This is a genomic window from Brevibacillus sp. AF8 (assembly GCF_021270385.1).
GTDB lineage: Bacteria > Bacillota > Bacilli > Brevibacillales > Brevibacillaceae > Brevibacillus.
Genome location: NZ_JAGQDN010000018.1, coordinates 38,640 through 60,485 on the forward strand (window position 1 = coordinate 38,640; position 21,846 = coordinate 60,485).

At 49.7% G+C, this 21,846-nt stretch carries 22 protein-coding genes; 4 read left to right on the forward strand and 18 right to left on the reverse strand.

Annotated features, from left to right (window positions below; all coding sequences use genetic code 11):
* Nucleotides 1–14: 14 nt before the first annotated feature.
* The 10 genes from KB186_RS20775 to KB186_RS20820 all read right to left on the reverse strand — a co-directional run bounded on the left by KB186_RS20775 (nt 15) and on the right by KB186_RS20820 (nt 9,330).
* Complete coding sequence (locus tag KB186_RS20775) at nt 15–1,289, reverse strand: TRAP transporter large permease (RefSeq protein ID WP_173610315.1); 1,275 nt, start codon at nt 1,287–1,289, stop codon at nt 15–17.
* Nucleotides 1,290–1,296: 7 nt separating this feature from the next.
* Complete coding sequence (locus KB186_RS20780) at nt 1,297–1,764, reverse strand: TRAP transporter small permease (RefSeq protein WP_173610314.1); 468 nt, start codon at nt 1,762–1,764, stop codon at nt 1,297–1,299.
* 64 nt (nt 1,765–1,828) lie between these two features.
* Nucleotides 1,829–2,884 carry a TRAP transporter substrate-binding protein gene (locus tag KB186_RS20785; protein WP_173610313.1) on the reverse strand — a complete coding sequence of 352 codons (1,056 nt, stop codon included), beginning with the start codon at nt 2,882–2,884 and terminating at the stop codon, nt 1,829–1,831.
* Nucleotides 2,885–2,913: 29 nt separating this feature from the next.
* Nucleotides 2,914–3,684 carry an SDR family oxidoreductase gene (locus tag KB186_RS20790; RefSeq protein WP_232774283.1) on the reverse strand — a complete coding sequence of 257 codons (771 nt, stop codon included), beginning with the start codon at nt 3,682–3,684 and terminating at the stop codon, nt 2,914–2,916.
* The gene (locus KB186_RS20795; protein ID WP_232774284.1) at nt 3,681–5,105 is read right to left on the reverse strand and encodes an aldehyde dehydrogenase family protein; all 1,425 of its coding nucleotides are present in this window, start codon (nt 5,103–5,105) and stop codon (nt 3,681–3,683) included. Before KB186_RS20795 ends, KB186_RS20790 begins: the two co-directional genes overlap by 4 nt.
* Nucleotides 5,106–5,125: 20 nt before the next feature.
* Nucleotides 5,126–6,202 (reverse strand): tartrate dehydrogenase, encoded by a 1,077-nt coding sequence (locus KB186_RS20800; RefSeq protein ID WP_304502621.1) that lies wholly within the window; start codon nt 6,200–6,202, stop codon nt 5,126–5,128.
* A gap of 426 nt (nt 6,203–6,628) precedes the next feature.
* Nucleotides 6,629–6,859: a hypothetical protein gene (locus tag KB186_RS20805; protein ID WP_232774285.1), complete on the reverse strand. Its 231-nt coding sequence runs from the start codon at nt 6,857–6,859 to the stop codon at nt 6,629–6,631.
* A 38-nt stretch (nt 6,860–6,897) separates the two neighbouring features.
* Nucleotides 6,898–8,625 carry a sigma-54-dependent Fis family transcriptional regulator gene (locus KB186_RS20810; protein ID WP_232774312.1) on the reverse strand — a complete coding sequence of 576 codons (1,728 nt, stop codon included), beginning with the start codon at nt 8,623–8,625 and terminating at the stop codon, nt 6,898–6,900.
* A gap of 106 nt (nt 8,626–8,731) precedes the next feature.
* Nucleotides 8,732–9,121, reverse strand: a complete 390-nt coding sequence (locus KB186_RS20815) for a hypothetical protein (protein WP_106779201.1) — start codon at nt 9,119–9,121, stop codon at nt 8,732–8,734.
* Between the two features lie 8 nt (nt 9,122–9,129).
* Nucleotides 9,130–9,330, reverse strand: coding sequence for a helix-turn-helix transcriptional regulator (locus tag KB186_RS20820; protein ID WP_173610309.1), 201 nt, complete (start codon nt 9,328–9,330; stop codon nt 9,130–9,132).
* 295 nt (nt 9,331–9,625) lie between these two features.
* Between KB186_RS20820 and adh the strand changes: the two genes are divergently transcribed.
* Nucleotides 9,626–11,146 carry an aldehyde dehydrogenase gene (gene adh / locus KB186_RS20825; protein WP_232774286.1) on the forward strand — a complete coding sequence of 507 codons (1,521 nt, stop codon included), beginning with the start codon at nt 9,626–9,628 and terminating at the stop codon, nt 11,144–11,146.
* 3 nt (nt 11,147–11,149) lie between these two features.
* Nucleotides 11,150–11,500 carry a DUF779 domain-containing protein gene (locus KB186_RS20830; RefSeq protein WP_173610308.1) on the forward strand — a complete coding sequence of 117 codons (351 nt, stop codon included), beginning with the start codon at nt 11,150–11,152 and terminating at the stop codon, nt 11,498–11,500.
* Nucleotides 11,501–11,556: 56 nt separating this feature from the next.
* Here KB186_RS20830 and KB186_RS20835 read toward each other — a convergent pair whose 3' ends face one another.
* Nucleotides 11,557–13,218, reverse strand: coding sequence for a DEAD/DEAH box helicase (locus tag KB186_RS20835; protein WP_221867290.1), 1,662 nt, complete (start codon nt 13,216–13,218; stop codon nt 11,557–11,559).
* Nucleotides 13,219–13,236: 18 nt separating this feature from the next.
* Nucleotides 13,237–13,863, reverse strand: a complete 627-nt coding sequence (locus KB186_RS20840) for a class I SAM-dependent methyltransferase (protein ID WP_229087827.1) — start codon at nt 13,861–13,863, stop codon at nt 13,237–13,239.
* A 168-nt stretch (nt 13,864–14,031) separates the two neighbouring features.
* Between KB186_RS20840 and KB186_RS20845 the strand changes: the two genes are divergently transcribed.
* Nucleotides 14,032–14,724 (forward strand): response regulator transcription factor, encoded by a 693-nt coding sequence (locus KB186_RS20845; protein WP_173610306.1) that lies wholly within the window; start codon nt 14,032–14,034, stop codon nt 14,722–14,724.
* Nucleotides 14,702–16,855 (forward strand): sensor histidine kinase, encoded by a 2,154-nt coding sequence (locus KB186_RS20850; protein ID WP_232774287.1) that lies wholly within the window; start codon nt 14,702–14,704, stop codon nt 16,853–16,855. The genes KB186_RS20845 and KB186_RS20850 overlap by 23 nt, the downstream gene beginning before the upstream one ends.
* Before the next feature lie 65 nt (nt 16,856–16,920).
* Here KB186_RS20850 and KB186_RS20855 read toward each other — a convergent pair whose 3' ends face one another.
* The 6 genes from KB186_RS20855 to celB are packed head-to-tail and all read right to left on the reverse strand — an operon-like array spanning nt 16,921 to nt 21,840.
* Nucleotides 16,921–17,184, reverse strand: a complete 264-nt coding sequence (locus tag KB186_RS20855; RefSeq protein ID WP_048035997.1) for an HPr family phosphocarrier protein — start codon at nt 17,182–17,184, stop codon at nt 16,921–16,923.
* 28 nt (nt 17,185–17,212) lie between these two features.
* Nucleotides 17,213–18,052, reverse strand: a complete 840-nt coding sequence (locus tag KB186_RS20860; protein ID WP_221867288.1) for a Cof-type HAD-IIB family hydrolase — start codon at nt 18,050–18,052, stop codon at nt 17,213–17,215.
* A 13-nt stretch (nt 18,053–18,065) separates the two neighbouring features.
* Complete coding sequence (locus tag KB186_RS20865) at nt 18,066–19,388, reverse strand: 6-phospho-beta-glucosidase (RefSeq protein WP_106654938.1); 1,323 nt, start codon at nt 19,386–19,388, stop codon at nt 18,066–18,068.
* Nucleotides 19,385–19,711 (reverse strand): PTS sugar transporter subunit IIA, encoded by a 327-nt coding sequence (locus KB186_RS20870; protein WP_088909910.1) that lies wholly within the window; start codon nt 19,709–19,711, stop codon nt 19,385–19,387. The genes KB186_RS20865 and KB186_RS20870 overlap by 4 nt, the downstream gene beginning before the upstream one ends.
* 11 nt (nt 19,712–19,722) lie before the next feature.
* Complete coding sequence (gene chbG, locus KB186_RS20875) at nt 19,723–20,469, reverse strand: chitin disaccharide deacetylase (RefSeq protein ID WP_232774288.1); 747 nt, start codon at nt 20,467–20,469, stop codon at nt 19,723–19,725.
* A gap of 21 nt (nt 20,470–20,490) precedes the next feature.
* On the reverse strand, nt 20,491–21,840 hold the full coding sequence (gene celB / locus KB186_RS20880) for a PTS cellobiose transporter subunit IIC (protein WP_232774289.1): 1,350 nt from the start codon (nt 21,838–21,840) through the stop codon (nt 20,491–20,493).
* Between the last annotated feature and the right edge of the window lie 6 nt (nt 21,841–21,846).

Sequence of the window (21,846 nt, forward strand, 5' to 3'; positions counted from 1 at the left end):
TGGTTCCCCCTCCGTTACTTGCTCAAGTTAACAAGGAATAAGCTAATTTCAGGAATATAGGTGATGAGCATCAAATCGACGATCATGATGACCAAAAACGGGATCACCGCTCGCTCAATCTCCGTATTCTGGAGTTTCGCAATATTTCCTGCTACCAACAAATTGATCCCAACCGGCGGCGTCAGCATACCGATGGCGGAGTTGACGACCATGATCACCCCAAATAGCACCGGATCAATGCCCAAAGAATTCGTGATCGGCAAAAGGATCGGGGTCAGGAGAATGATCGTAACCGCCGTTTCCATAAACGTCCCCAAAATGAGCAGCAAGATGTTAATTATGAGCAACGTAATGATCGTGCTGTCGGTAATCCCCAGCATGAATTGCGCAATTTCCTGCGGGATGTTTTCCCTCGTCATCAGATAGCCAAACGCATTGGCGGTCGCGATAATAAGCATGATGACCGCTGTCATGCTGGCAGAGCCCGCGAATATTTCCCCCAAGTCCCTCCACTTGATCTCCCGGTAGACGAAAAGCCCGACAACCAGACCGTATATCACGGCTACCACTGCCGCTTCTGTCGGAGTAAAAATGGCTCCGTATATACCACCAAGAATAATAATCGGCATGAGAATCGCCAAAATGGCGTCCTTGAATGCCTCCCATATCTCTTTGGGTGTATGCTTCTCTCCGCCACCCCAGCCATTTTTCTTACTGATCCAATACGAGTACAGAATTAGTGAGATCGCTACGAGAATACCTGGCCCGATCCCTGCAATAAATAAGTCGCTAATCGAGGCACTCGCTGCTACCCCGTATAAAACCATCGGCACGCTCGGAGGAATCATGACACCGATTGTTCCCCCTGTTGCATGCAAGGCCGCAGAAAACCGGATATTATACCCTTTTTTGACCATGTGCGGGATCAAAATTCCCCCTACGGCTGCCGTTGTTGCGGCAGAAGAACCCGATATCGCTGCAAAAAAAGTACACCCCATCACCGCCACGATTGCCAATCCTCCAGGCAGGTTCCCGACAATCGTATTCGCAAAACGGATCAGCCTTGCCGAGATTCCGCCTGTTTCCATCAGCTTTCCTGCCAAGAGAAAGAACGGAATCGCCATCAATGGGAAGGAATCTGTCCCGTTGAACATTTTTTGAATGACAACCAGAAGAGGAATGTTCCCCTCCAGCATAAACACCACAACGACAGATAACCCCAGTGCCACCCCAATTGGTACATTCAGGATCAGGAGCACCAACAGTGTTACAAACAAAATCGTACCCACAATCTGGTCACTCCTTCCCGGTAATGTCTTTCCATGTCACATGGATCACGTTCATGATGAGTAAGGCACCGCTGATCGGAATCACCATGTATACATAGCCCATGGGAACGAGCAGAGTGGGTGAGGTTTGTGTCATGCTTCTCGCAGATAACAAGTAGCCTTGCTGAACCGTGACAAGAAAGAAGACCAGACTACACAAAGCGGCAATAACCAGCACCACCTTGTTCATCCGAGGCGACAAGTACTTTTGAATGTATTCCGTACCGATGTGTGCTTTGATCGACATCGCGTACGCTGATCCCAGAAACGTGATCCAAATCAGCAAATACCGAGCCAATTCCTCCGTCCAGGCCAAGGGCTGGTCGAGCAAAAAACGGAAAAGCACCTGCAGAAAGACAGCGATCACCATAATAGCCAGCAGGGCAATAATGAAAAAACGAAGGATGCTGTTTATTTTGAAAACAAGGTTGCCCACACACAATCTCCTTTCGCAGGAAAAAGGGGAGAAAAGCCAGAGTGGCTCGTCTCCCTTCTGCCGTTTATTTTGTATTTACAATTTGATCCACCAGCTCTTTGCCGAACTGCCCGGAAAACTTGTCATAGACAGGCTTCATTGCATCGCGGAAAGCTTGCTTATCCACATCCTCGGTAATGACTACACCTTTTCCTTTAATAGTGGAAATGGCCTCTTCTTCCATCTTGATCATCAACTCACGCTCGTACTGTCCCGCTTTTTTGGCTTCCTCGGCAAGAAGTTGCTGGACATCTGCCGGGAGCTTATCCCATACAGGCTTGCTGAACAAGATCATTGCCGCTGAGTAAACATGCCCGGTCAAGGCCATTTGCGTTTGCTTGGATTCATACAACTTGTAGGTCTGCGCGACAATCGCCGGATTTTCCTGGGCATCGACGACTCCTTGTTGCAGCGCTGTCAGCGCCTCTGTCCAAGCCATCGGAGTCGGCTTCGCTCCCAATGCTTCGAATGCAGCCAGATGAATCGGGTTTTCCTGCGTGCGTATCTTCAACCCTGCCACGTCCTCCGGCTTCTTGATCACCTTCGAGCCGTTAGTAATATGGCGGAAGCCGTTTTCAGCCCATGCCAGCCCGACCAGATTGGCGTTTTCCAAATCCTTGAGCAGGTCTTGTCCGACTTGTCCGTCGAGTACCTTGTAAGCCTGCTCACGGCTCTCAAACAAGAACGGAAGATCCAGTACGCCCAGCTTTGGATGGAAGTTCATCACAGGCGCAGTCGAGGTAATCGACATATCCGCCGTTCCAAAGGTCAGCGCCTCTGTCAATTCACGCTCCGCTCCTAGCTGGCTCAGCGGATACACCTCGATTTTCACTTTTCCGTTCGAGCGCTTGTCGACATCCTCGGCCATTTTTTTCAATGCCAAATGGTATGGATGATCCTCCGTAAGTGAATGCCCTGCTTTGAATACATAGCTTTGGCCGTCACTTTTCGGTGCTTCTGTCCCCCCGGCTTGTCCCGCAGGTGGAGCAGTCTGTTGACCGCCGCCTCCTCCACACGCCGCCAGAAATAAAGACACAGACATGATGCTCGCTAGCACGAAGCTCCCCTTCTTCCGAAACATGCGATAGTACCCCCTGTTAATTCTTTTGTTTAGATCCCTCTTCCACCGTCTACATTCATGACCTCGCCCGTGACAATTTTGGATAGATCAGAAGCCAAATAGAGAGCCGCCTGCGCGATATCCTCCGGCTGAATCAACATGCCTAACGGAACACTGCTGATGAAAATATCTTTTTTCCCGGCTTCTACTTCCGCTTCATCTCCATTGATAAACTTACCCAGCATTGGCGTCTCTGCCGGCCCTGGATTGATGACATTGACCCGGATTTGAAAAGGAGCAAGCTCAATCGCCAGTGCCTTGCTCAACATGATAGCGGCCCCCTTGGACGCGCAGTACGCATTCAGTCCCGGACGGGCGCGAATTCCGGCAATCGAAGCGATGTTGATGATGCTGCCTTTCCCCTTCTCCTTCATGTGAGGAACTGCATGTCTTGTCGTCAAAAAGATCGACTTGGTGTTCACAGACATGATGCGATCCCACTGTTCCAAGGTCAGCTCCTCAATGGGGGTAAACGCTTGGGGGACACCCGCGCAGTTGACCAGGACATCAATCGAGCCGTACACTTCGAGCGTTTCCTTCACGAGAGCAACGACACTCGTATCGTCTGCCACATCCGTTTGCACCGCATAACCTTTCCCTTGTGGCAGCTCTTGAGCGACTGCTACTGCCGCCTCTTTGTTCAAATCAGCCAGGATGACGTTGGCTCCCTCGGCCGCAAAAAGCATCGCAATGGCCTTGCCCATTCCTGACGCGGCCCCTGTTACAATCGCCGTTTTTCCCCGCAAAAGGTGCCCGCTCATAGGTTGATCACCACCATCCGCTCTTCCGTCATCTCTTCGACTGCGTAACGCGGACCTTCTTTGCCCAGTCCGCTGTTTTTGACTCCGCCGTACGGCATGACGTCATTGCGGTAGGTCGATACGTCGTTGATCACCACGCCACCGTACTCCAGCACGCGTGCCGCTTTCATCGCGACGTTCAAATCACGGGTAAAAATCCCCGCCTGCAAGCCGTACTCCGAATCGTTGGCTTGTGTAAAAGCATCTTCAAGATCACTGTACGGAATGATCGTGACGACGGGCGCGAACACTTCCCGGCAAACCACCTTCATCTCTGGCCTTGTATCCACCAACACAGCCGGATAGAAGAGAGCTCCCTCCCGTTTGACAGGCAAGAGCGATCTGGCCCCTTGGCTAATCGCTTCCTGTACCCATTCCTCTGTACGGCTCGCCTCTTTTTCACTGATCATCGGTCCGACATCCGTCTCCGGGTCTTCCGGGTTCCCTACCTTCAACTGATGAACATGCGAGATATACAAGTCGCTGAACGCCTGCATAACCGATTCATGCACGTATATGCGTTGGACAGCAATGCACGCCTGGCCAGCATTGTGAAAGCTGCGGGCGGCTGTTTGACGGGCTGCCAGCTCCAAATCTGCATCGAGGTGCACGATATTGGGAGAGTTGTTGCCGAGCTCCAGCGCAACGGGACGCATGCCACTTCGCTCCTTGATGCGGCGACCGACTTCTCCTGACCCGGTAAAGGTGTACATGGCGATGCGCTCTTCATCCAGCAGCCATTCTCCTACCTGACTGCCTGCCCCTGTCACGATATTTACATAGCCTTTTGGCAGGCCCGCTTCCTCCAGGATCTCCACCAACAAAAAGGTTGCGATAGGCGTAACTGTAGCTGGCTTAACGACCAGCGTATTTCCTGCGGCTAGCGCTGGCGCGATCTTGTGCGTACTGAGCAGCAAGGGATAGTTAAACGGCGTAATAGCACCGATTACTCCCTTTGGCACCCGAATGGTAAAGCCCAGCCGGTTTTCCGAGCCTTCCGTTGCTTGCAGCGGAATCATTTCCCCGTGAATCTTCTTGGCTTCCTCTGCTGACAAGCGCAGTGTATTGATCGTCCGATCCAGCTCATTCATCGCGTCCTTGCGTGTTTTGCCCACTTCACGAATCAAGGATCGCTCCATCTCGTCCCGGCGTTCCTCCATGAGCTCAGAGGCTTTCAGCAAGATTTTGTATCGTTGAAAAGGAGTCAATTTGTCCGTCTTAAACGTCTCCCACGCCGCTTCCACCGCTTCTGTTACATGCTGCTGACAAGCCTTGGCAATACGCGCGATGCACTCGCCCGTGTATTTGTGAAGGACGGGAATGTAGCTCTCGGTTTTCACCCATTCTCCACCGATGTACAAATCATACGATCTCGCTTCCATGTCCTCTTCCTCCCTTTTATTTATCTCGTTGTTTGATAGATGTGGCGAACGATTTCGTCTCCCAATTCTTTTGTGGTCGCCGTCCCCCCAAGATCAGGAGTGAGCACCTTGCCATCTTGCAACACGTTTTCGATAGCGTTCATGATGACAGCACTGAGCTCTGGCAGATCGAGATGATCCATCATCATGGCGAGGCTCCATACTTGTGCGATCGGATTGGCGATTCCTTTACCCGCGATATCTGGCGCAGAGCCGTGAATGGGCTCAAACATGGATGGGTACTTGCGCTCCGGATTGATGTTCGCAGAAGGAGCCAAGCCCAAACCTCCAACGATTGCCGCCCCGAGATCAGTCAAAATGTCACCAAACAAGTTGCTCGCGACTACGACGTCAAACGTTTCTGGTCGCGTGATGAAATAGGCAGCGAGTGCGTCGATATGATACAGATTGGTTTGGATGTCTGGGTATTCCTGACTGACTTCCTTGACGATCTCATCCCAAAACGGCATGGAATGGTTGATCCCATTGGACTTCGTAGCCGCGGTTACGCTCTTTTTCGAACGTTTCTCCGCCAGTGCGTAAGCGTACTTGAGGATGCGCTCTGTGCCATACCGGGTAAATACGTTGTTTTGCACCGCCATTTCGTACGGTGTACCCTGATGCATCCGCCCGCCCATATTGGAGTACTCACCCTCTGTGTTCTCCCGCACCACGACGAAATCGAGATCGGCATGCCCCTTATAGCGAAGGGGGCTTTCCAGACCTTTGAGCAGCTTGACCGGGCGAAGGTTCACATACTGCTGGAATGCCCGGCGAATCGGCAAGATCAGCTCCCACACAGAGACGTGATCAGGAACCTCGGGGGCACCTATTGCACCAAGCAGAATCAAATCATAGTCTTTTAAAAGATGGAGTCCATTCTCCGGCATCATTTTGCCGTGTTGGAGATAGTAGCTACAGTTCCAATCCATGACATCACGAGCAAACCGAATGCCACCGTGACTTTCTTCTATAGCTCCCAACACCTTCAGGCCTTCTTCCATGACTTCGGGACCGATTCCGTCTCCTGGAATTACTGCAATGGAATAGTGTAGCAACGGTCTCCCTCCTAAAAATCTAAATTTTTCGACTTTATACAACGCTATCTCCTTGCATGATTAATGCCAAGCTCCGTATCATACCCCTGAGCGGATAAAAGTCTATCATCCGTTCCTCTCCCGCATCACTCGTCCGGTGACATTGCAAGGCAACGCAACAAAATGTTGCAACACGTATTGCAACATTTGTTCACGCCAAGTTATATAGTCTTACTTTTATTTCCAAATGATGATTTTATCGAATTCTCCTGCCATGCCACAAACTGCATTCGAAAAATGACAATTGCTGTAAGCTTGCGACCCAAAATTACTCGTATCTCGGCTGTACCCCTAGATGTGCTACGGCTTTCCTTTGATGGAAAAGAAACAGCGACCATTCATAAATTGGGTTGCTGTTGTATCTCTCATTTTGGTTACTCCACATAACTATGTACAACATTGTGCTACTTTCAATTCATCACTTCTTCTTATCCATAAAGATCCGTCTTCTTTGATCATATAATCTATTTTATTACTCTTTAAAGCTTCTATCTGTTCTGAAGATGCTCCATCAGAAAGTCTATAGTAATCATTTCCAGTCCCCACATATAAAAATCCAAATACTAGCACCACAACTATTGCTGTTGCAGCCAAAGACACGATTAATTTATTCTTCATAAATATCACCTTCTTTCAAAAAGGAGAATCAGGAATGACTATTCCTGATTAATCGGTGCCCCAATCTGGTATTCTTCTATTTTGCGATACAAGGTATTGCGTCCGATTTGCAGCATTTTGGCCGCTTTGCTTACATTACCGCCACTTTTCTCGAGCGCCTTTTTGATCGCTTTTCTCTCTGTTTCTCGCAACGAAGGAATGTCATGATCCGCAGACTCAGACGTATCGGCTTCCATCAATCCCTCCAACTGGATGTGATCGCAATCAATGGTGTTCCCCTCTGCCAAAAACACCGCTTGAATCAGCACGCCTTGCAGTTCCCGGATATTGCCCGGCCACGAATAAGCACACAGCTTGTCCTTTGCCTCCGTGGTCAGTATGTACGCTTGTTCTGTGTCGATCTGCTGCAATAGATGCTCCGCCACCTGGATGATATCACTGCGCTTTTTCAGTGACGGCAAATGAATGGTGACCCCTTTGAGCCGGTAGTACAGATCCGCCCGAAAACGTCCCGCCTTGATCTCCTCTGACAGGTTTCGATGCGTAGCGGCAATGATCCGCGCATAAATCGGGCGGGATTGATTGCTCCCCACCGGGGTGACGACCTTTTCCTGCAAAACGCGCAAAAGTGCCGCTTGCGCACGCAAAGACATATCCCCGATCTCATCCAAAAAGATCGTGCCTTTTTTCGCCGCTTCAAACTTTCCGATTCTTCCTTCTCGATGTGCCCCTGTGAATGACCCGCTTTCATATCCAAACAATTCACTCTCAACCAAATTTTCTGGAATTGAACTGCAGTTCACTGCGATAAAAGGCTCAAGCGCACGCGGCCCTGTCTCATGGACCATTTTAGCGAACAGCTCTTTTCCCGTACCGCTTTCCCCTAAAATGATTACAGGAAAATCTACCTGAGCCGCCTTTTGTCCGAGCATCTTTGCCTGCAAGAAGAGCGGGCATGAACCAGCTAGACGCGGAAACGGCTTTAGCTGGACTTTGGGTGCCGCAGACCAAAAACGCGGGCGATGATCTTTTACATGACGGCCAGCACGCTCTTGCTCGGCACTTACCCTAGTTCCCAAGGCTTCCTTTCCGAGCTGCTGCTGCGCGGCCCCATTTAAGCCCACGATACGCTCGTCCCGATCCAAGCCGACGAGTGCCAGCTTCCCTCGACCATCTCCTGAGCTTGATGACGTTGGTAAGGCAATCACGCGCTCCGCATCTGCTAACAAAAAGCGGTTTTGCAGAGCCTCTGCGATCATGCAAGCAATAGTTAGGGCAAACGGGTGGGAATATTCTTTACGCGTACTAATGTCAATGATGCCCAATAGCTCACCCGCTGGTGAAAAAATAGGCGCCGCCGAGCAAGCAAGAAAGCGATTTTCCAAAAAGTAATGCTGCTCTCCCTGTATCTGAATCGGTTGTTGTGCGATCAGTGCTGTCCCAATCGCATTGGTTCCTTTGTAGTCTTCTGTCCAGTTCGCTCCGATTTGCAGCTGTACTTTTTGTGCCTGATTGGCGAAGACCGGGTCCCCGATCGTTTGAATAATATTTCCTTCCCGGTCAGACAGGAGTGCGATGTGCTCTGTCGATAACAAAAAGGGAGCAAGCTTGTTAAACAGCGGGAGACTTTCACGAATCAGAGGGTGATTATCTTGAATGATTTCTTTGATTCGTCGGGCAGAAATGATTTGATCATTGACCTTCTCCGTAGCCTTGAGGTTCGATTCCTGACAGCGCTTCCAAGATTGCTGAACAATCGTCGACAACACGATTCCCTCCCCCAAAAATCATTCCCCCTCAGTATAACATGAGAGTCTTTGCTATAGAAAAAACCAGTCGAACCACGAGCACATTTGTCCGACTGGCTGCTATTTATCTGAACTTCCGCGAATAGAAAAATTCCGTAATTGGCGCCACAATGAACGTCAAACCGACGACGACTGCCAAAGGAATATTTTGAATGTCATTAAGTGCAGTAACCCCTTCCGACAGGAACAGGACCGCAGCAGACAGCACCATAAGCGCATAGTATCCGATTCTCGCACTTTGCGTCTTGATATGCTTGTCCAATTCGTCACTTTCACTGTATTTCCCGCCCTCGTAGTCTCCCCAGGTGATCGAGTTCAACAAGTACGACAGTGCAATGCAACCGAAAATGATTGTGCTTACATCCAGCATCTCATAACGAACCCACCGATAGCCTCCGTGCCCTGCAATCGCCAACAATAGGATGGATGAAACAATCACGTTGAACTTTTTCATAGCTTCTCTCACTCCTCACTGTATGGTTGAAACAGCTCGTCAATCGTTACCCCTAAATTGCCCGCCAAATCAAAAGCCAATTGCAGGCTCGGGTCGTATTTGTTGTTCTCGATCGCATTGATCGTCTGTCTGCTAACCTTGCACAGCTCAGCCAGCCTGCCTTGCGAGATGTTCCCTTTTTCTCGAAATTCCTTTATTCGATTTTTCACGGAGTTGTTCACCGTCCATTTACAGGTGGGTGTAAAAAACCTTTTACACCCAAACTATAGAGCAAGACACGAGACGTGTCAAACATGTTTTACACCCCTAGCCGTCATCGGTCATTTTCCGACAGATATCCACTCCTTTGTCCCAATACGGAACACAACATGATCCATTATGGAACAATTTCTATCCTCATCTACCCAAGAAAACGCTGTCATTTCGAGCTTTTTCACGTTGGTACGAGACTTGCTTTTAGAGAGGACTGTAAAGAAATATGTGATAAATGAGGAGGCGCTCGCAATGATCTATGCTCAGCCCGGCCAAGCCGGCTCCAAGGTGACTTTCAAAAATCGTTATGAAAACTACATCGGGGGTAATTGGGTTCCGCCAGTAAAAGGTGAGTATTTCGAAAACGTATCACCTGTAACAGGCAAGGTTTTTTGCGAGGTAGCCCGCTCGACAGCCGAAGATATTGAGCTGGCACTGGACGCTGCCCATGAAGCAAAAGACGCGTGGGGCCGTACCTCTGTTGCACAACGCGCGAATATTTTGTTAAAAATCGCGGATCGGATGGAAGCAAATCTGGAGATGCTGGCAAACGCAGAGACGTGGGAAAACGGCAAGCCCGTTCGTGAAACACTCGCGGCCGACATCCCGCTGGCGATTGACCATTTCCGTTACTTCGCCGGAGCAATCCGCGCTCAAGAAAGTACACTCGCCGAAATCGATAACGATACGGTCGCTTACCATTTCCATGAGCCACTCGGTGTCGTTGGTCAAATTATTCCTTGGAACTTCCCGCTCCTCATGGCTACTTGGAAGCTGGCTCCAGCCTTGGCAGCGGGCAACTGCGTCGTCCTCAAGCCAGCGGAGCAAACTCCTGCTTCCATCTTGGTGCTGATGGAGTTGGTCGGCGACCTGCTCCCTCCTGGTGTCGTCAACGTCGTGAACGGCTTCGGTCTGGAAGCGGGTAAACCTCTCGCTTCAAGCAATCGCATCGCGAAAATCGCCTTTACGGGTGAAACGACGACAGGTCGCTTGATCATGCAATACGCTTCCCAAAATATTATTCCGGTGACGCTGGAGCTGGGCGGAAAATCGCCAAACATCTTCTTCCCGGATGTGGCTGCAAAAGACGATGCCTTCTTTAACAAAGCCATTGAAGGATTCGTACTGTTTGCGCTCAACCAAGGCGAGGTTTGCACATGCCCATCCCGCGCGCTCATCCACGAAAGCATCTACGACCAATTTATGGAGCGTGCCCTGCAACGCGTAGCCAATATCAAGCAAGGAAATCCGCTCGATACAGATACGATGATCGGCGCGCAAGCTTCTTTGGAGCAGGTAGAAAAAATCCTCTCCTACCTGGATATCGGCAAACAAGAAGGAGCCGAATGCCTGATTGGAGGATCTCGTGCACAGCTTGCAGGGGAACTCGAGGGCGGCTACTACATCCAGCCAACTGTCTTTAAAGGCCACAACAAGATGCGTATCTTCCAGGAAGAAATCTTCGGTCCGGTCGTCTCCGTAACGACCTTCAAGGATACAGAAGAAGCGCTCACCATGGCAAATGATACGCTGTATGGCTTGGGTGCTGGTGTATGGACACGCGACACGAACACAGCCTACCGCATGGGCCGCGAAATTCAGGCTGGTCGCGTTTGGACCAACTGCTACCACGCTTACCCGGCTCACGCAGCGTTTGGCGGTTACAAAATGTCCGGTATCGGCCGCGAGACACACAAAATGATGCTGTCTCACTACCAACAAACGAAAAACCTGCTTGTCAGCTACAGCGATCAAGCTCTGGGCTTCTTTTGATCAATGAGCCAGCCAGAAAAAGTGCTCGCGACAGATGCTGCACTGGCATTGATTGAACGGCTTCGCACCAAACACGGTGACCTGATGTTTCACCAATCAGGGGGCTGCTGCGATGGCAGCTCTCCCATGTGTTACCCGCTCGGAGAATTTCTTGTGGGTGAGCAGGACATCCTGTTAGGCGAGATCGGTGGCTGCCCGTTCTACATGGGCAAAGCGCAGTATGAGTATTGGAAGCACACGCAGCTCATCATTGACGTCGTGAATGGGCGTGGCGGAATGTTTTCGCTGGAAGGGCCGGAGGGAGTACGCTTCCTCACTCGATCACGGGTATTTCCAGACACGGAACCGGAATAAAAGGAAGACCGCTCCTGCCTTTATACGGCGGGAACGGTCTTTTTTTGCTTGGATTGCTATCTGGATTTTTTGCGAGAAGTACGATTTGCAGGAGCAGCGCTTGTCCTTTTGCCTGGTTTTGCATTTGGACGGGCGGAACTGCGTTGTGCAGATACTGGCTTCTTGCCAGAGCCGCTAGACTTGCGATCAAATCCACTTGTTGCACGGTTTCCTTCCTTCGGCTTACGTCCAGTACCACCTGCTGCTCGGTTACCGTCCTTCGGTTTGCGCTCGAATCCTCCTGCTGCACGGTTACCGTCCTTCGGCTTGCGATCAGAACCGCCTGCCGCACGGTCACGTTCCTTTGGCTTACGATCAAAACCGCCTGCCGCACGGTCACGTTCCTTCGGCTTGCGATCAAAACCGCCGCTCTTTTGTTGACGCCCTTCCCCATCTCTTCGGCGTTCCCCAGAGCCTTGCTGTCTTCGCTCAGCTGGCTTCCCTTTGTCTTTGCCTCTACCTTGCTTGTCCCCTCGACGCTCTTCCTTCCTGGATCGATCAGACTCAGGCCTTTGCTGTCGAGTCTGTTTCTTTTGATCACCCGATTCCCCGCGATCCATTTCACGCCGCTCCAGAGACAGATTGATCCCTTCTTCAATCTCCCTGAGCTGCCCCCAATCCTTCGCCGCTACCAAGGTAAAAGCGGTCCCCTTTTCCTTGGCTCGCCCCGTTCTGCCAATCCGGTGGATATAGCTGTCAACATCCTCTGGAATGTCGTAATTGAAAACATGTGTGACTCCCTCTACATCCAGCCCTCGCGCTGCCACATCCGTTGCAACCAAGTACTGAATCCTGGCCTCGCGGAATCGCTTCATGACATCTTCGCGCTTCGCCTGTGACAAGTCGCCGTGCAACTCATCAGACATATAATCGAGACCTTGCAGCGCAGCATTCAACTTACTCGCTCTACGCTTCGTTCGACAAAAGATCACCGCCAGAAACGGTCGTTGTTCATCTAACAGTCTGCACAGAGTATCTTGCTTCGCACGATCTGTCGTTTCTACTACAATTTGACGAATATCCTCCAACGTAATACGCTTGCCCTGCACCTGGATATTTTCCGGCTTTTTCATCAAGCGCTTCGCAAGAGATTGCACCTGTTCCGACATCGTGGCTGAAAACAGCATCGTCTGCTTATCGAAAGGCGTCTTCGCCATAATATCTTCTACCTCTGGCAAAAAGCCCATGTGGAGCATTTGATCCGCCTCATCCAGGACAAACATCGACACCTGTGATAAATCGATTGTCCCTCTCCGCAGATGATCCAGTAAACGCCCTGGCGTAGCGATGACCACTTGTATTTTTCCTGCCAGCTTTCTCAGCTGTTGATTGACATCTTGTCCACCATACACAGCAAGCACATGGATATCATCCAGCATCGCTACGAGCTTCTTCACCTCTGCCGTGATTTGCAGAGCAAGCTCCCGCGTAGGCGTCAAAATCAATGCCTGTACATGCGTTGCTTCCGGATCAACCTTTTCCAAGATCGGCAAAATAAAGGCAAGCGTCTTTCCCGTTCCCGTCTGTGCTTGCGCGATTACATCTTTTCCTTCCAGCACAACAGGAATTGCTTTTTCCTGAATCGATGTAGGCTCAGTAATCCCGTTTGCTTGCAGAGCATCTATCAGTTCCTTATGTATTCCTAATCTCCAAAAATCAGCCAGTTTCGCCATCTCCATTCATAAATCAATCCGTTATTATTTCGTACATACTGCCATGCCGATAAAGTACCGTACGCCATCGCGGGGTGTTTTTTCAAACGTAACGCCTCTCTGATAGTACATATCCACGTCAGAATAGTGTACAAACAGCTCGGCGAACTCTTCCGGCGTCAACTGATGAACATGAAAGGGCTCACTCGTCTCTTTGCCCCGCCCTCTGCCAAATGGACTGGACAGCACGAGCGTGCCACCTGGTTTCAGCATCCGATACAAGTTATCCATAAACAGCAAATCGTCTGCGACATGCTCAATGGTCTCAAAGCTCAAAATCGTATCAAACAACCCTAATTGCTCGGGAAGAGCCGGATCAAGAGCGTCACCCTGCTGATACGTAATCTTTTGATGGTTGTATTCCCGATTGGCATAAAATATCGTCGCCTCATCATTGTCGACAGCGATCAGTTCTGTCAGCTCTCGTTTTCGATCCTTTGCGATCATATGACATCCGTAGCCGGTACCGCAAGCGATATCCAGCACTCGACCTTTAACATAAGGCGCGGCAAAATAATATCTGGCTATATGCTCCAGCAGCATGCCATTCGTAGGTTTTAACAGCTTGGGGATGATTCTCTCCCCTGTCCATTCCAGCAAAGCAATCACCAATTTTCTCGTATTCTTCCTCACATCTTACCTTATTTATCGGCTTGATCCTATTAGCTAGCATTTCCTGAACGCTGTTTATTAAGAAATTTGTAAGACATTTCATTACTGTTTTGTTAGAGCTGGGCGTTAAGATAATACCATGAATGCATTCATAAGGTGGGACGAATCATGACCAAATATCAAGTCCTCGTAGTCGACGACGAGGCTGAAATCCGCGACGCAATCGAAATCTATCTCAAAAATGAATCCATGACCGTATTCAAGGCTAGCAATGGACTGGAAGCGTTGGAAATACTGGAGAATGAAGAAATCCAACTCATCCTGATGGACATCATGATGCCAAAAATGGACGGAATGACCGCCACCTTTCAAATTCGCCAGAAAAAAAACATCCCGATCATCATGCTGTCTGCCAAGTCAGAGGATACCGATAAAATTCTCGGGCTCAACATCGGTGCCGATGACTATGTGACGAAGCCTTTTAATCCCTTGGAGCTCATCGCCAGGGTCAAATCTCAGTTAAGACGTTTTACCAATCTGGGAAGCGCTCAAATGACAGAGGATGAGATTCAGGTACGCGGCTTGACCTTGAACAAAAGCACAAAAAATGTAGCCATTGATGGCAACGAGGTCCGGCTGACTGCTACTGAGTACAAAATCTTGGAGCTGTTAATGGAAAACAAAGGCCGGGTGTTTTCAATCGAAGAAATTTATGAACGGGTCTGGAGAGAGCCTTATATGAACGCGGAAAACACAGTGGCTGTCCACGTGAGACGCATTCGGGAAAAAATAGAGATCAACCCGAAGGAACCTAAATATTTGAAGGTGGTATGGGGAATTGGATACAAAATCGAAAAATAAACGCTTTGCGGTACCCGTGCTACTTGTTTTGATCGTGAGTATTTCGCTCGCGCTCCTGACGATGGCCGACCTGTATCATAAACGCGAGAATCTCCAAGAGGATAATTACTTTCAAAGCTCAGGCTTCAATCGTGAATTAGAGACATTTGCTGAACTGGTGAAAAAGGTTCATGTAGATTATGCAGACTACACGCCAGGAAAGCTGGACGAGAAGACAGCGAATCAGCTCAAAAAAGAGCATGAGGAAACCCTCCGGTCGATTAAGGAAGATAACCATCTCTTAGATTCGATAAAACAGGCAAAAAGTGAGGGTGACAACGAGAGAGTCGCCCAATTAACCGAAGAATATTCACAACGCTTGCAAGAAGACATCGCAAAAGCAACGTCGTATTATCAGGAGCAGGTGAACAACAGAATCGCCGAAAGAGATACCGAGTACGAGGAACAAAAAAACAGCCTCACCTTGCGAAGCGGCTCCTTCAAATACTACGTCACCGATAAAAAGAACAACAAAGTTTACACCAATCTCGCGCAAGAACCTACAGATTGGGAACTGGCCCGATATGCGCGCTATACAATCAACCTCCCTAATACGAACGGGGATTTGGAAAGCATCAATCGCACTTATCAACTGAATCAACTAAGCGGTATCTTTTATGTCCCAAAAGAACCAGACGGATATAGTCAGGTCCACGCAGATGCCCTTTACTACGATTCCATTCGGGAGCGGCTTATTGGCGAGTTTGTCTTGCTTACGGTTACTCTCCTTATCATTGCTTTTAGCTTTTTATACTTGCGAACAGGCAAACCGGCGGAAGTGCCGATTGTCACAAAAAGCATGGCTCTGTTCCGCCTTATCCCGCTGGATATTCGGATGGGTATGTTGTTCGTACTTGGAATTGCGTACTTCATTATGTTGGCGAACCTGCGCTTTTTCTTCTTGCCGATTGATGGTGAGCATATCTTTACCCTTGCGTTCGTATCCTTGTTCACCGCTTACCTGCTTTTACAATTGCTGGAGGCGCGGCTTATGTACAAAGAACCTGAGAGATTCTTGCAACAGTGGCAAAAGAGTATCTTCGCCAGACAACGTGTCCTTCTGAAAGAAAGCTACGCCAATCGTGGCATGTTCTTCAAAGTATCCACGTTGTTCATCCTGACTGTTATGTTTGGAATGAGTATCGGTTTCGGATTCGTCGCCCTAATCGAAAGGTCTGGTGGCTTACTGTTTTTCAGCTTTTTGTATGGCATGTTTTACATGATCGTGGTTTTCCCATACTCGCTTAGACGCTTGGGACTGATGAACCGCATCATGCAAGGTGCCTCCGAAATGGCTGGAGGCAATCTGAACACTACGATCCAGAAGGTAAAGAAAGGGAAGTTATCTGATCTCGCGCACTCTCTCAACAACATCACAAAGGGACTCAAGCACGCGATGGAAGAGCAGATGAAGAGCGAGCGCATGAAATCCGAATTGATCACCAATGTTTCTCATGATTTAAAAACACCGCTCACGTCAATTATCAACTACGTTACCCTGCTCAAGCAGGAAGATTTGACACCTGAGGAACGCAAGAGCTACGTCGATATCTTGGATCGCAAAGCAGATCGACTGCGCGTCCTCATCGATGACCTGTTTGACGCAGCTAAAATGTCCAGCGGTGCGGTGGAACTGAATATCGAGCCAGTGAATGTAGCCTCCCTGCTCAACCAATCCATCGCAGAATTCAGTGATAAAATCGAGCAATCGACGCTCACTTTCCGCGTAACGACGGAACAGCCGAAGATCATCGCACCTCTGGATGGCAAGAAAACATGGCGTGTATTCGAGAATCTGATCGGCAACGCCCTGAAGTATTCCATGCCGAATACACGTGTCCTGATCCATTTGGCAGAGACACAGGACGAGGTTATCCTGACGTTCAAAAATGTCTCCGCCTACGAAATCGACTTTGACGCACAGGAACTGTTTGAACGGTTCAAGCGCGCTGATCAATCCCGTCATACCGAAGGCTCTGGCCTCGGCTTAGCTATCGCAAAAAGTATCGTAGAGTTGCAAGGCGGCAGGCTGTCTATCGATATTGATGGCGATTACTTCAAAGTCACGGTCGTATTCCGCAAGCACGCGTAAAGATTCAATAGAAAAGCCAGTGCCCGATCGTCAGGCACTGGCTTTATTACGTGGTTTTCTCCCTGTTAGATGGCAAAGTTCCTTTCAAATAGGGACTCAATACTGGCAGCCACTTCTTGCTCATCGGCCCCCTCCACCTCAAACATAATTTCATCTCCGGTCTTTACCCCCAGAGCCATTACGCTGAGGATGCTTTTGCCATTTGCCTGCTTGTCATTGTAGATCATCTTGACCGACGAGCTGTATTGATTGAGCAGGTTCACCAAGACAGAAGCAGGGCGAGCATGGAGACCTCCACTCACGGCTACTTCCAGATTCATTCGGATCAATTTCACGCCTCCCTTCCTGTCTGAATGCTCACAGAAAAAACTTCCTGATGACTTCTGCCACCCCATCCTGATCGTTCGTTTCCGTGACATGCCGAGCCAGCTGTTTCAGATCATCAGGAGCATTGCCCATCGCCACACCCATTCCGGCGAATTGGAGCATCTCTGCATCATTGTAATTGTCGCCTACAGCAACGATCTCGTCAGGCTGAATCGCAAGCCTCTCACTCACTACCGCAAGACCACTTGCTTTGGAGATGCCCACAGGCAATATCTCTAAATTATTGGCACCCGATGCCGTCACGCGAACCCCTGAAAGCTCGGCTTTCTCCAGCTCTTGTCTTGCTGCCAACAGACGCTTCTCGTCGCCCGTGACGAATATTTTCGGAGCACACACTTCATGTTTTCGAACGTATCCGGCTATCAACCGCGAAGCCTGGATTTTGAGCGGGTATTGATTTTTCCACAGCTGGCGCAGTGTCCAGGCATTTAACAGCGGAAACAAGTCCGTCCACTTCCACGTGCGATTCGTGACAGCATAAGCCTCGTGCAGCAACATGACATCCAAGCCGTGCGATACGATTATGTCTGTAATCCTCGCCGCCATCTCATACGGAATGCGCTGTACATACAGCACCTGATCTGTCTTGGGATCTGCGACGTATGCGCCATCATGGGAAACAAGTGGTGCGCTGATCTGGAACTGCTCCGCCAACGATTTTGCCGATGGGTATGCCCTGCCGGTTGCCAGTGTGACGTGGACGCCTTGCTTCACTAACCGGGTAATGGCCCGCTCTGTTACTTTGGATAAGCTGTGGTTCGACATCAAAATCGTTCCGTCCACATCCAGGGCGAGGAGTTTGTATTTCACGCGAGTCCCATCCTTATGTGACGGGCTTGAAAAACTGGGGCAGATGCTCCTTGTGCGCCTCCAGCATCTCATCGAGTATTTTTTTGGCGATCACATCAGACGGCACCAGCGGGTTAATATTCATCGCCAATAGCGCCTTATGGTAATCACCCGTTACAGCTGCCTCAGCTGCGACTCGCTCAAACGATTTGATTTGCTGTACGAGTCCACGCACGGGAACAGGCAAATCACCTACCGCCAAAGGAATCGGTCCTTCTCTTGTAATGACGCAGTTCACCTCGACTGCCGAATCATCCGGAATGCTGGCAATCGCTCCATTGTTGCGAACATTTACCGTCTGGATATCGCGCTTGTCGTTGTAAATGGAGTAAATCAGATTGCAAGCTGCCTCGCTGTAATAGGCCCCGCCGCGTTTCTCCAACTGCGGAGGCTTGATATCCAAGTCTGGATCTTCGTAGAGCGCAAACAGCTCCGCTTCCACCTGCTTGACCACTTCAGCCCGCGTCCCCTTCTGCTCCGCTTCTTCCAACTCATGCTCAAGCATCGTGCGCGTCTGGTAGTAGTAACGATGATACGGGCACGGGAGAATCCCCAGTGCTTTGATAAAATCCTTATCCCAACCAAGGTCCAAAATATTTTGCATTGTAATACCCGATTGGTCGCCCGTGATTTTATCGATTACCTGGGAAATGACGTTTTCCCCATCCAAGTACACACCCAGTCCGAAGATCATATGGTTCAAACCGGCAAAATCAATATGAACCCGTGATTGCTCGACGCCTAAAACAGTGGCAACACCCATTTTCATCCCGATGGGAACATTACACAGTCCAATGACCTTTTTGCGGTTGGTATACCGCAGCACTGCCTCTGTGACCATACCAGCCGGATTCGTGAAGTTAATCAGCCAAGCATCTGGACATAGCTCTTCCATGTCACGACAAATGTCCATAATGACCGGAATGGTACGCAGGCCTTTGAACAAGCCGCCAGGTCCATTCGTTTCCTGACCGATCACCCCGTATTTCAAAGGAATCCGCTCATCCTTGATTCGCGCATCCAAGAGACCCACGCGCATTTGCGTCGTAACAAAATCTGCACCCGCGAGTGCTTTTCGCCGATCCATCGTCAAATGGATCTCGATAGGCACCCCTGCCTTCTCTACCATCCTTTTTGCCAGGGCGCCTACTGTTTGCAGCTTTTTCTCGCCCTCTGGAATGTCCACCAGCCACAGCTCTCGGACAGGCAACTCATCGTAGCGCTTGATGAAGCCTTCCACCAGCTCAGGTGTATAGCTAGACCCTCCACCGATCGTCACAATTTTGATTCCGCTCATACTCCTGCCTCCTTGCCTGCATGGATTTGGCTGTACAGCTCGACAAACTCCGTCGCCAAATCTTTGACTGTAATTGCGTTCATCAAATGATCCTGGGCGTGAATCAAGAGCATGCTAATCTCAGTCTTTTCGCCCGCTATCTCCTTCTGGATAAGTGCCGTTTGATTTTGGTGTGCACGCCCGAGCTCTTCTCCTGCACGCTTCAATGCGTCCTCCGCACCTGACAAGTCTCTATTTTTAGCCAGAGCGATCGCTTCCATTGCCAGACTCCGCGCATTTCCTCCGTGAAGTATTAGTTGAAAAATAACGTCTGTATGGTCCATCCTATCTCCACCTATCCAAGTTCGCTAAAAGTCACGAGCTGTATTTTTTGATCACGAATGTATTGCTTTAACTCTGCTGCTGTTAAGATTTTTAATTCTGTGGTTCGTTGCTTTGCGTATGAACTGCCTGTCAGTACCGCTTCGTCCAAATAAGCAGGGTGCGTCATGATCTCCACTACAGGATAATCTGACATATCCTCTATGATCTTGACAAAGGTTTGTACGGTTAGGTCGTCTCCATAAAAATGATGAGAAAAGCCTTCTGTCGTCAAAACACCCGACTGGTCTCGCTGCTCCTGTGACCCGGACATCCACGGATAGCGAACTGGCACTCGATATTCCTCTGCCAGCTTCAGAACAATCGGCAAAACGGCTGGATGTGCATGTACATGGTGGTGGCTGTCGATATGGGTCAGCTTGAGCCCCGACGCCATGAACCTCTCCAATTGAGTCCGCAGCTCCCGCTCGATCTCCTCCGGTGCAGCAGAAATCAAATGATCTTGCCCGCGTCGAAAACGCCTCTCTCCATCCGTTAGCGATGGTACATCCTGACTGACTGGCGATCCGCATGTGAGCACCAGATGAATGCCTACTCCGAGCGTTGGATGTTCTTTGGCCAGCCCTACAGCGTGCTCGAACCCCTCCATATTGACCATCAAGGTCGCAGAAGTAACGACTCCATCCCGATGCGCTTCGACGATGCCCAGATTGACGCCTTTGGAATACCCAAAATCGTCTGCATTCACAATCAATTTCATAGATAGCCTCTCCTCTAGCGATTACATAGTCACAGCTGTATCGGAAGCAGTACCAGCTTTTTCTTCAACTACCTTTTGTTTATCCCACAAACGGAAGAACGGATAGTAGATCGCGAGCGAGATGAGGAAGTTCACCGCTTGAAGAACCATCCCCGATACTTTTCCGCCTGTAGCCAAATATCCGCTGACAAATAATGGTGTCGTCCACGGAACAGATACCCCGCTTGGCTTTGCTACCCATCCCAGCGACATCGCAAAATAGCTGATAATGACCAATATGACAGGGGTAATCACAAATGGAATAATCAAGAGCGGGTTCATGACAATCGGCATCCCGAAGATGACCGGTTCATTGATGTTAAACAAACCAGGCCCAATCGAGAGTCTGCCGATGTTTTTCATCTGCTTGCTTCGCGCCATAAATACCATCAGGACAACGAGAGCCAAAGTAGCACCTGATCCCCCTGCATAGATCCACATGTCAAAAAATTGCGTGGTGACCACGTTCGGCAATTCACCGTTCGGATTTGCCTGAAACGCCGCTCTGTTCTGGTCCATCAGTGTTAGCCAGATGGGACTCATAATGCCACCGACTATCGCCGCACCATGCAAACCAACAGCCCAGAGAATATGAATGAGCAACACACAGATGATGGCGCCAATCAAACTGCTGCCGACCACACTCAATGGTCCGACAAGAAGATCTTTTACAATATTATGAATACTCTCGAAAGAGGTGTTTTCTAGCAAAATCCGAATCAGCCAGACAACGATAAGCACAGCACCCGCAGGGATCAATGCCACAAAAGAGCGGGAAACAGCAGGGGGAACGCCAGGTGGCATGGAGATGACGATTTTCATTTGGATGATTTTGCGATAAATCTCGGTTCCTAAAATCGCCAATATCATGGCTACGAACAATCCCTGACTACCCATCAGCGTAACGGGAATGACTCCGCCTACCTCTTGGGCTGCACTCGCTCCCTCAGGGGTGAACATTACTTTATACGGAGTAGCGAGCAAGAAGGAAGCAACAGAGATCGCTCCAGCCGACAGCGGATCGACCTTGTATTTCTCTGCTAGTCGGTAAGCGACGCCAAAACTGACGATCAATCCCATGATGTCAAAAGTAGCGCCTACCGGGTACAGCAGCTTCGTCCGCCATTTTTCGCCGAAAATACCGCCCATGAATTCGTCATAACCAGGTATCGGTATGAAGCCAATGATGAGGAACAGTGAACCAATGATCAACAAAGGCAAAGTAAGGATAATTCCGTCACGAATGGCCTGCAGATGCTTTTGTTCCGCCATTTTTCCTGCGATCGGCATCATGCGGTTTTCCATAAATGAAACAAATCCGCCCACACGCATCCCCCT

What these genes read in the sequence shown, in the direction of transcription:
- celB (WP_232774289.1), bottom strand. Translation starts at nt 21,840, where the DNA reads ATGCGTGTGGGCGGATTTGTTTCATTTATGGAAAACCGCATGATGCCG.
- KB186_RS20815 (WP_106779201.1), bottom strand. Translation starts at nt 9,121, where the DNA reads ATGAAAAAGTTCAACGTGATTGTTTCATCCATCCTATTGTTGGCGATT.
- KB186_RS20785 (WP_173610313.1), bottom strand. Translation starts at nt 2,884, where the DNA reads ATGTTTCGGAAGAAGGGGAGCTTCGTGCTAGCGAGCATCATGTCTGTG.
- KB186_RS20835 (WP_221867290.1), bottom strand. Translation starts at nt 13,218, where the DNA reads ATGGAGATGGCGAAACTGGCTGATTTTTGGAGATTAGGAATACATAAG.
- KB186_RS20870 (WP_088909910.1), bottom strand. Translation starts at nt 19,711, where the DNA reads ATGGACCATACAGACGTTATTTTTCAACTAATACTTCACGGAGGAAAT.
- adh (WP_232774286.1), top strand. Translation starts at nt 9,626, where the DNA reads ATGATCTATGCTCAGCCCGGCCAAGCCGGCTCCAAGGTGACTTTCAAA.
- KB186_RS20790 (WP_232774283.1), bottom strand. Translation starts at nt 3,684, where the DNA reads ATGAGCGGGCACCTTTTGCGGGGAAAAACGGCGATTGTAACAGGGGCC.
- chbG (WP_232774288.1), bottom strand. Translation starts at nt 20,469, where the DNA reads ATGAAATTGATTGTGAATGCAGACGATTTTGGGTATTCCAAAGGCGTC.
- KB186_RS20795 (WP_232774284.1), bottom strand. Translation starts at nt 5,105, where the DNA reads ATGGAAGCGAGATCGTATGATTTGTACATCGGTGGAGAATGGGTGAAA.
- KB186_RS20845 (WP_173610306.1), top strand. Translation starts at nt 14,032, where the DNA reads ATGACCAAATATCAAGTCCTCGTAGTCGACGACGAGGCTGAAATCCGC.
- KB186_RS20805 (WP_232774285.1), bottom strand. Translation starts at nt 6,859, where the DNA reads ATGAAGAATAAATTAATCGTGTCTTTGGCTGCAACAGCAATAGTTGTG.
- KB186_RS20865 (WP_106654938.1), bottom strand. Translation starts at nt 19,388, where the DNA reads ATGAGCGGAATCAAAATTGTGACGATCGGTGGAGGGTCTAGCTATACA.
- KB186_RS20830 (WP_173610308.1), top strand. Translation starts at nt 11,150, where the DNA reads ATGAGCCAGCCAGAAAAAGTGCTCGCGACAGATGCTGCACTGGCATTG.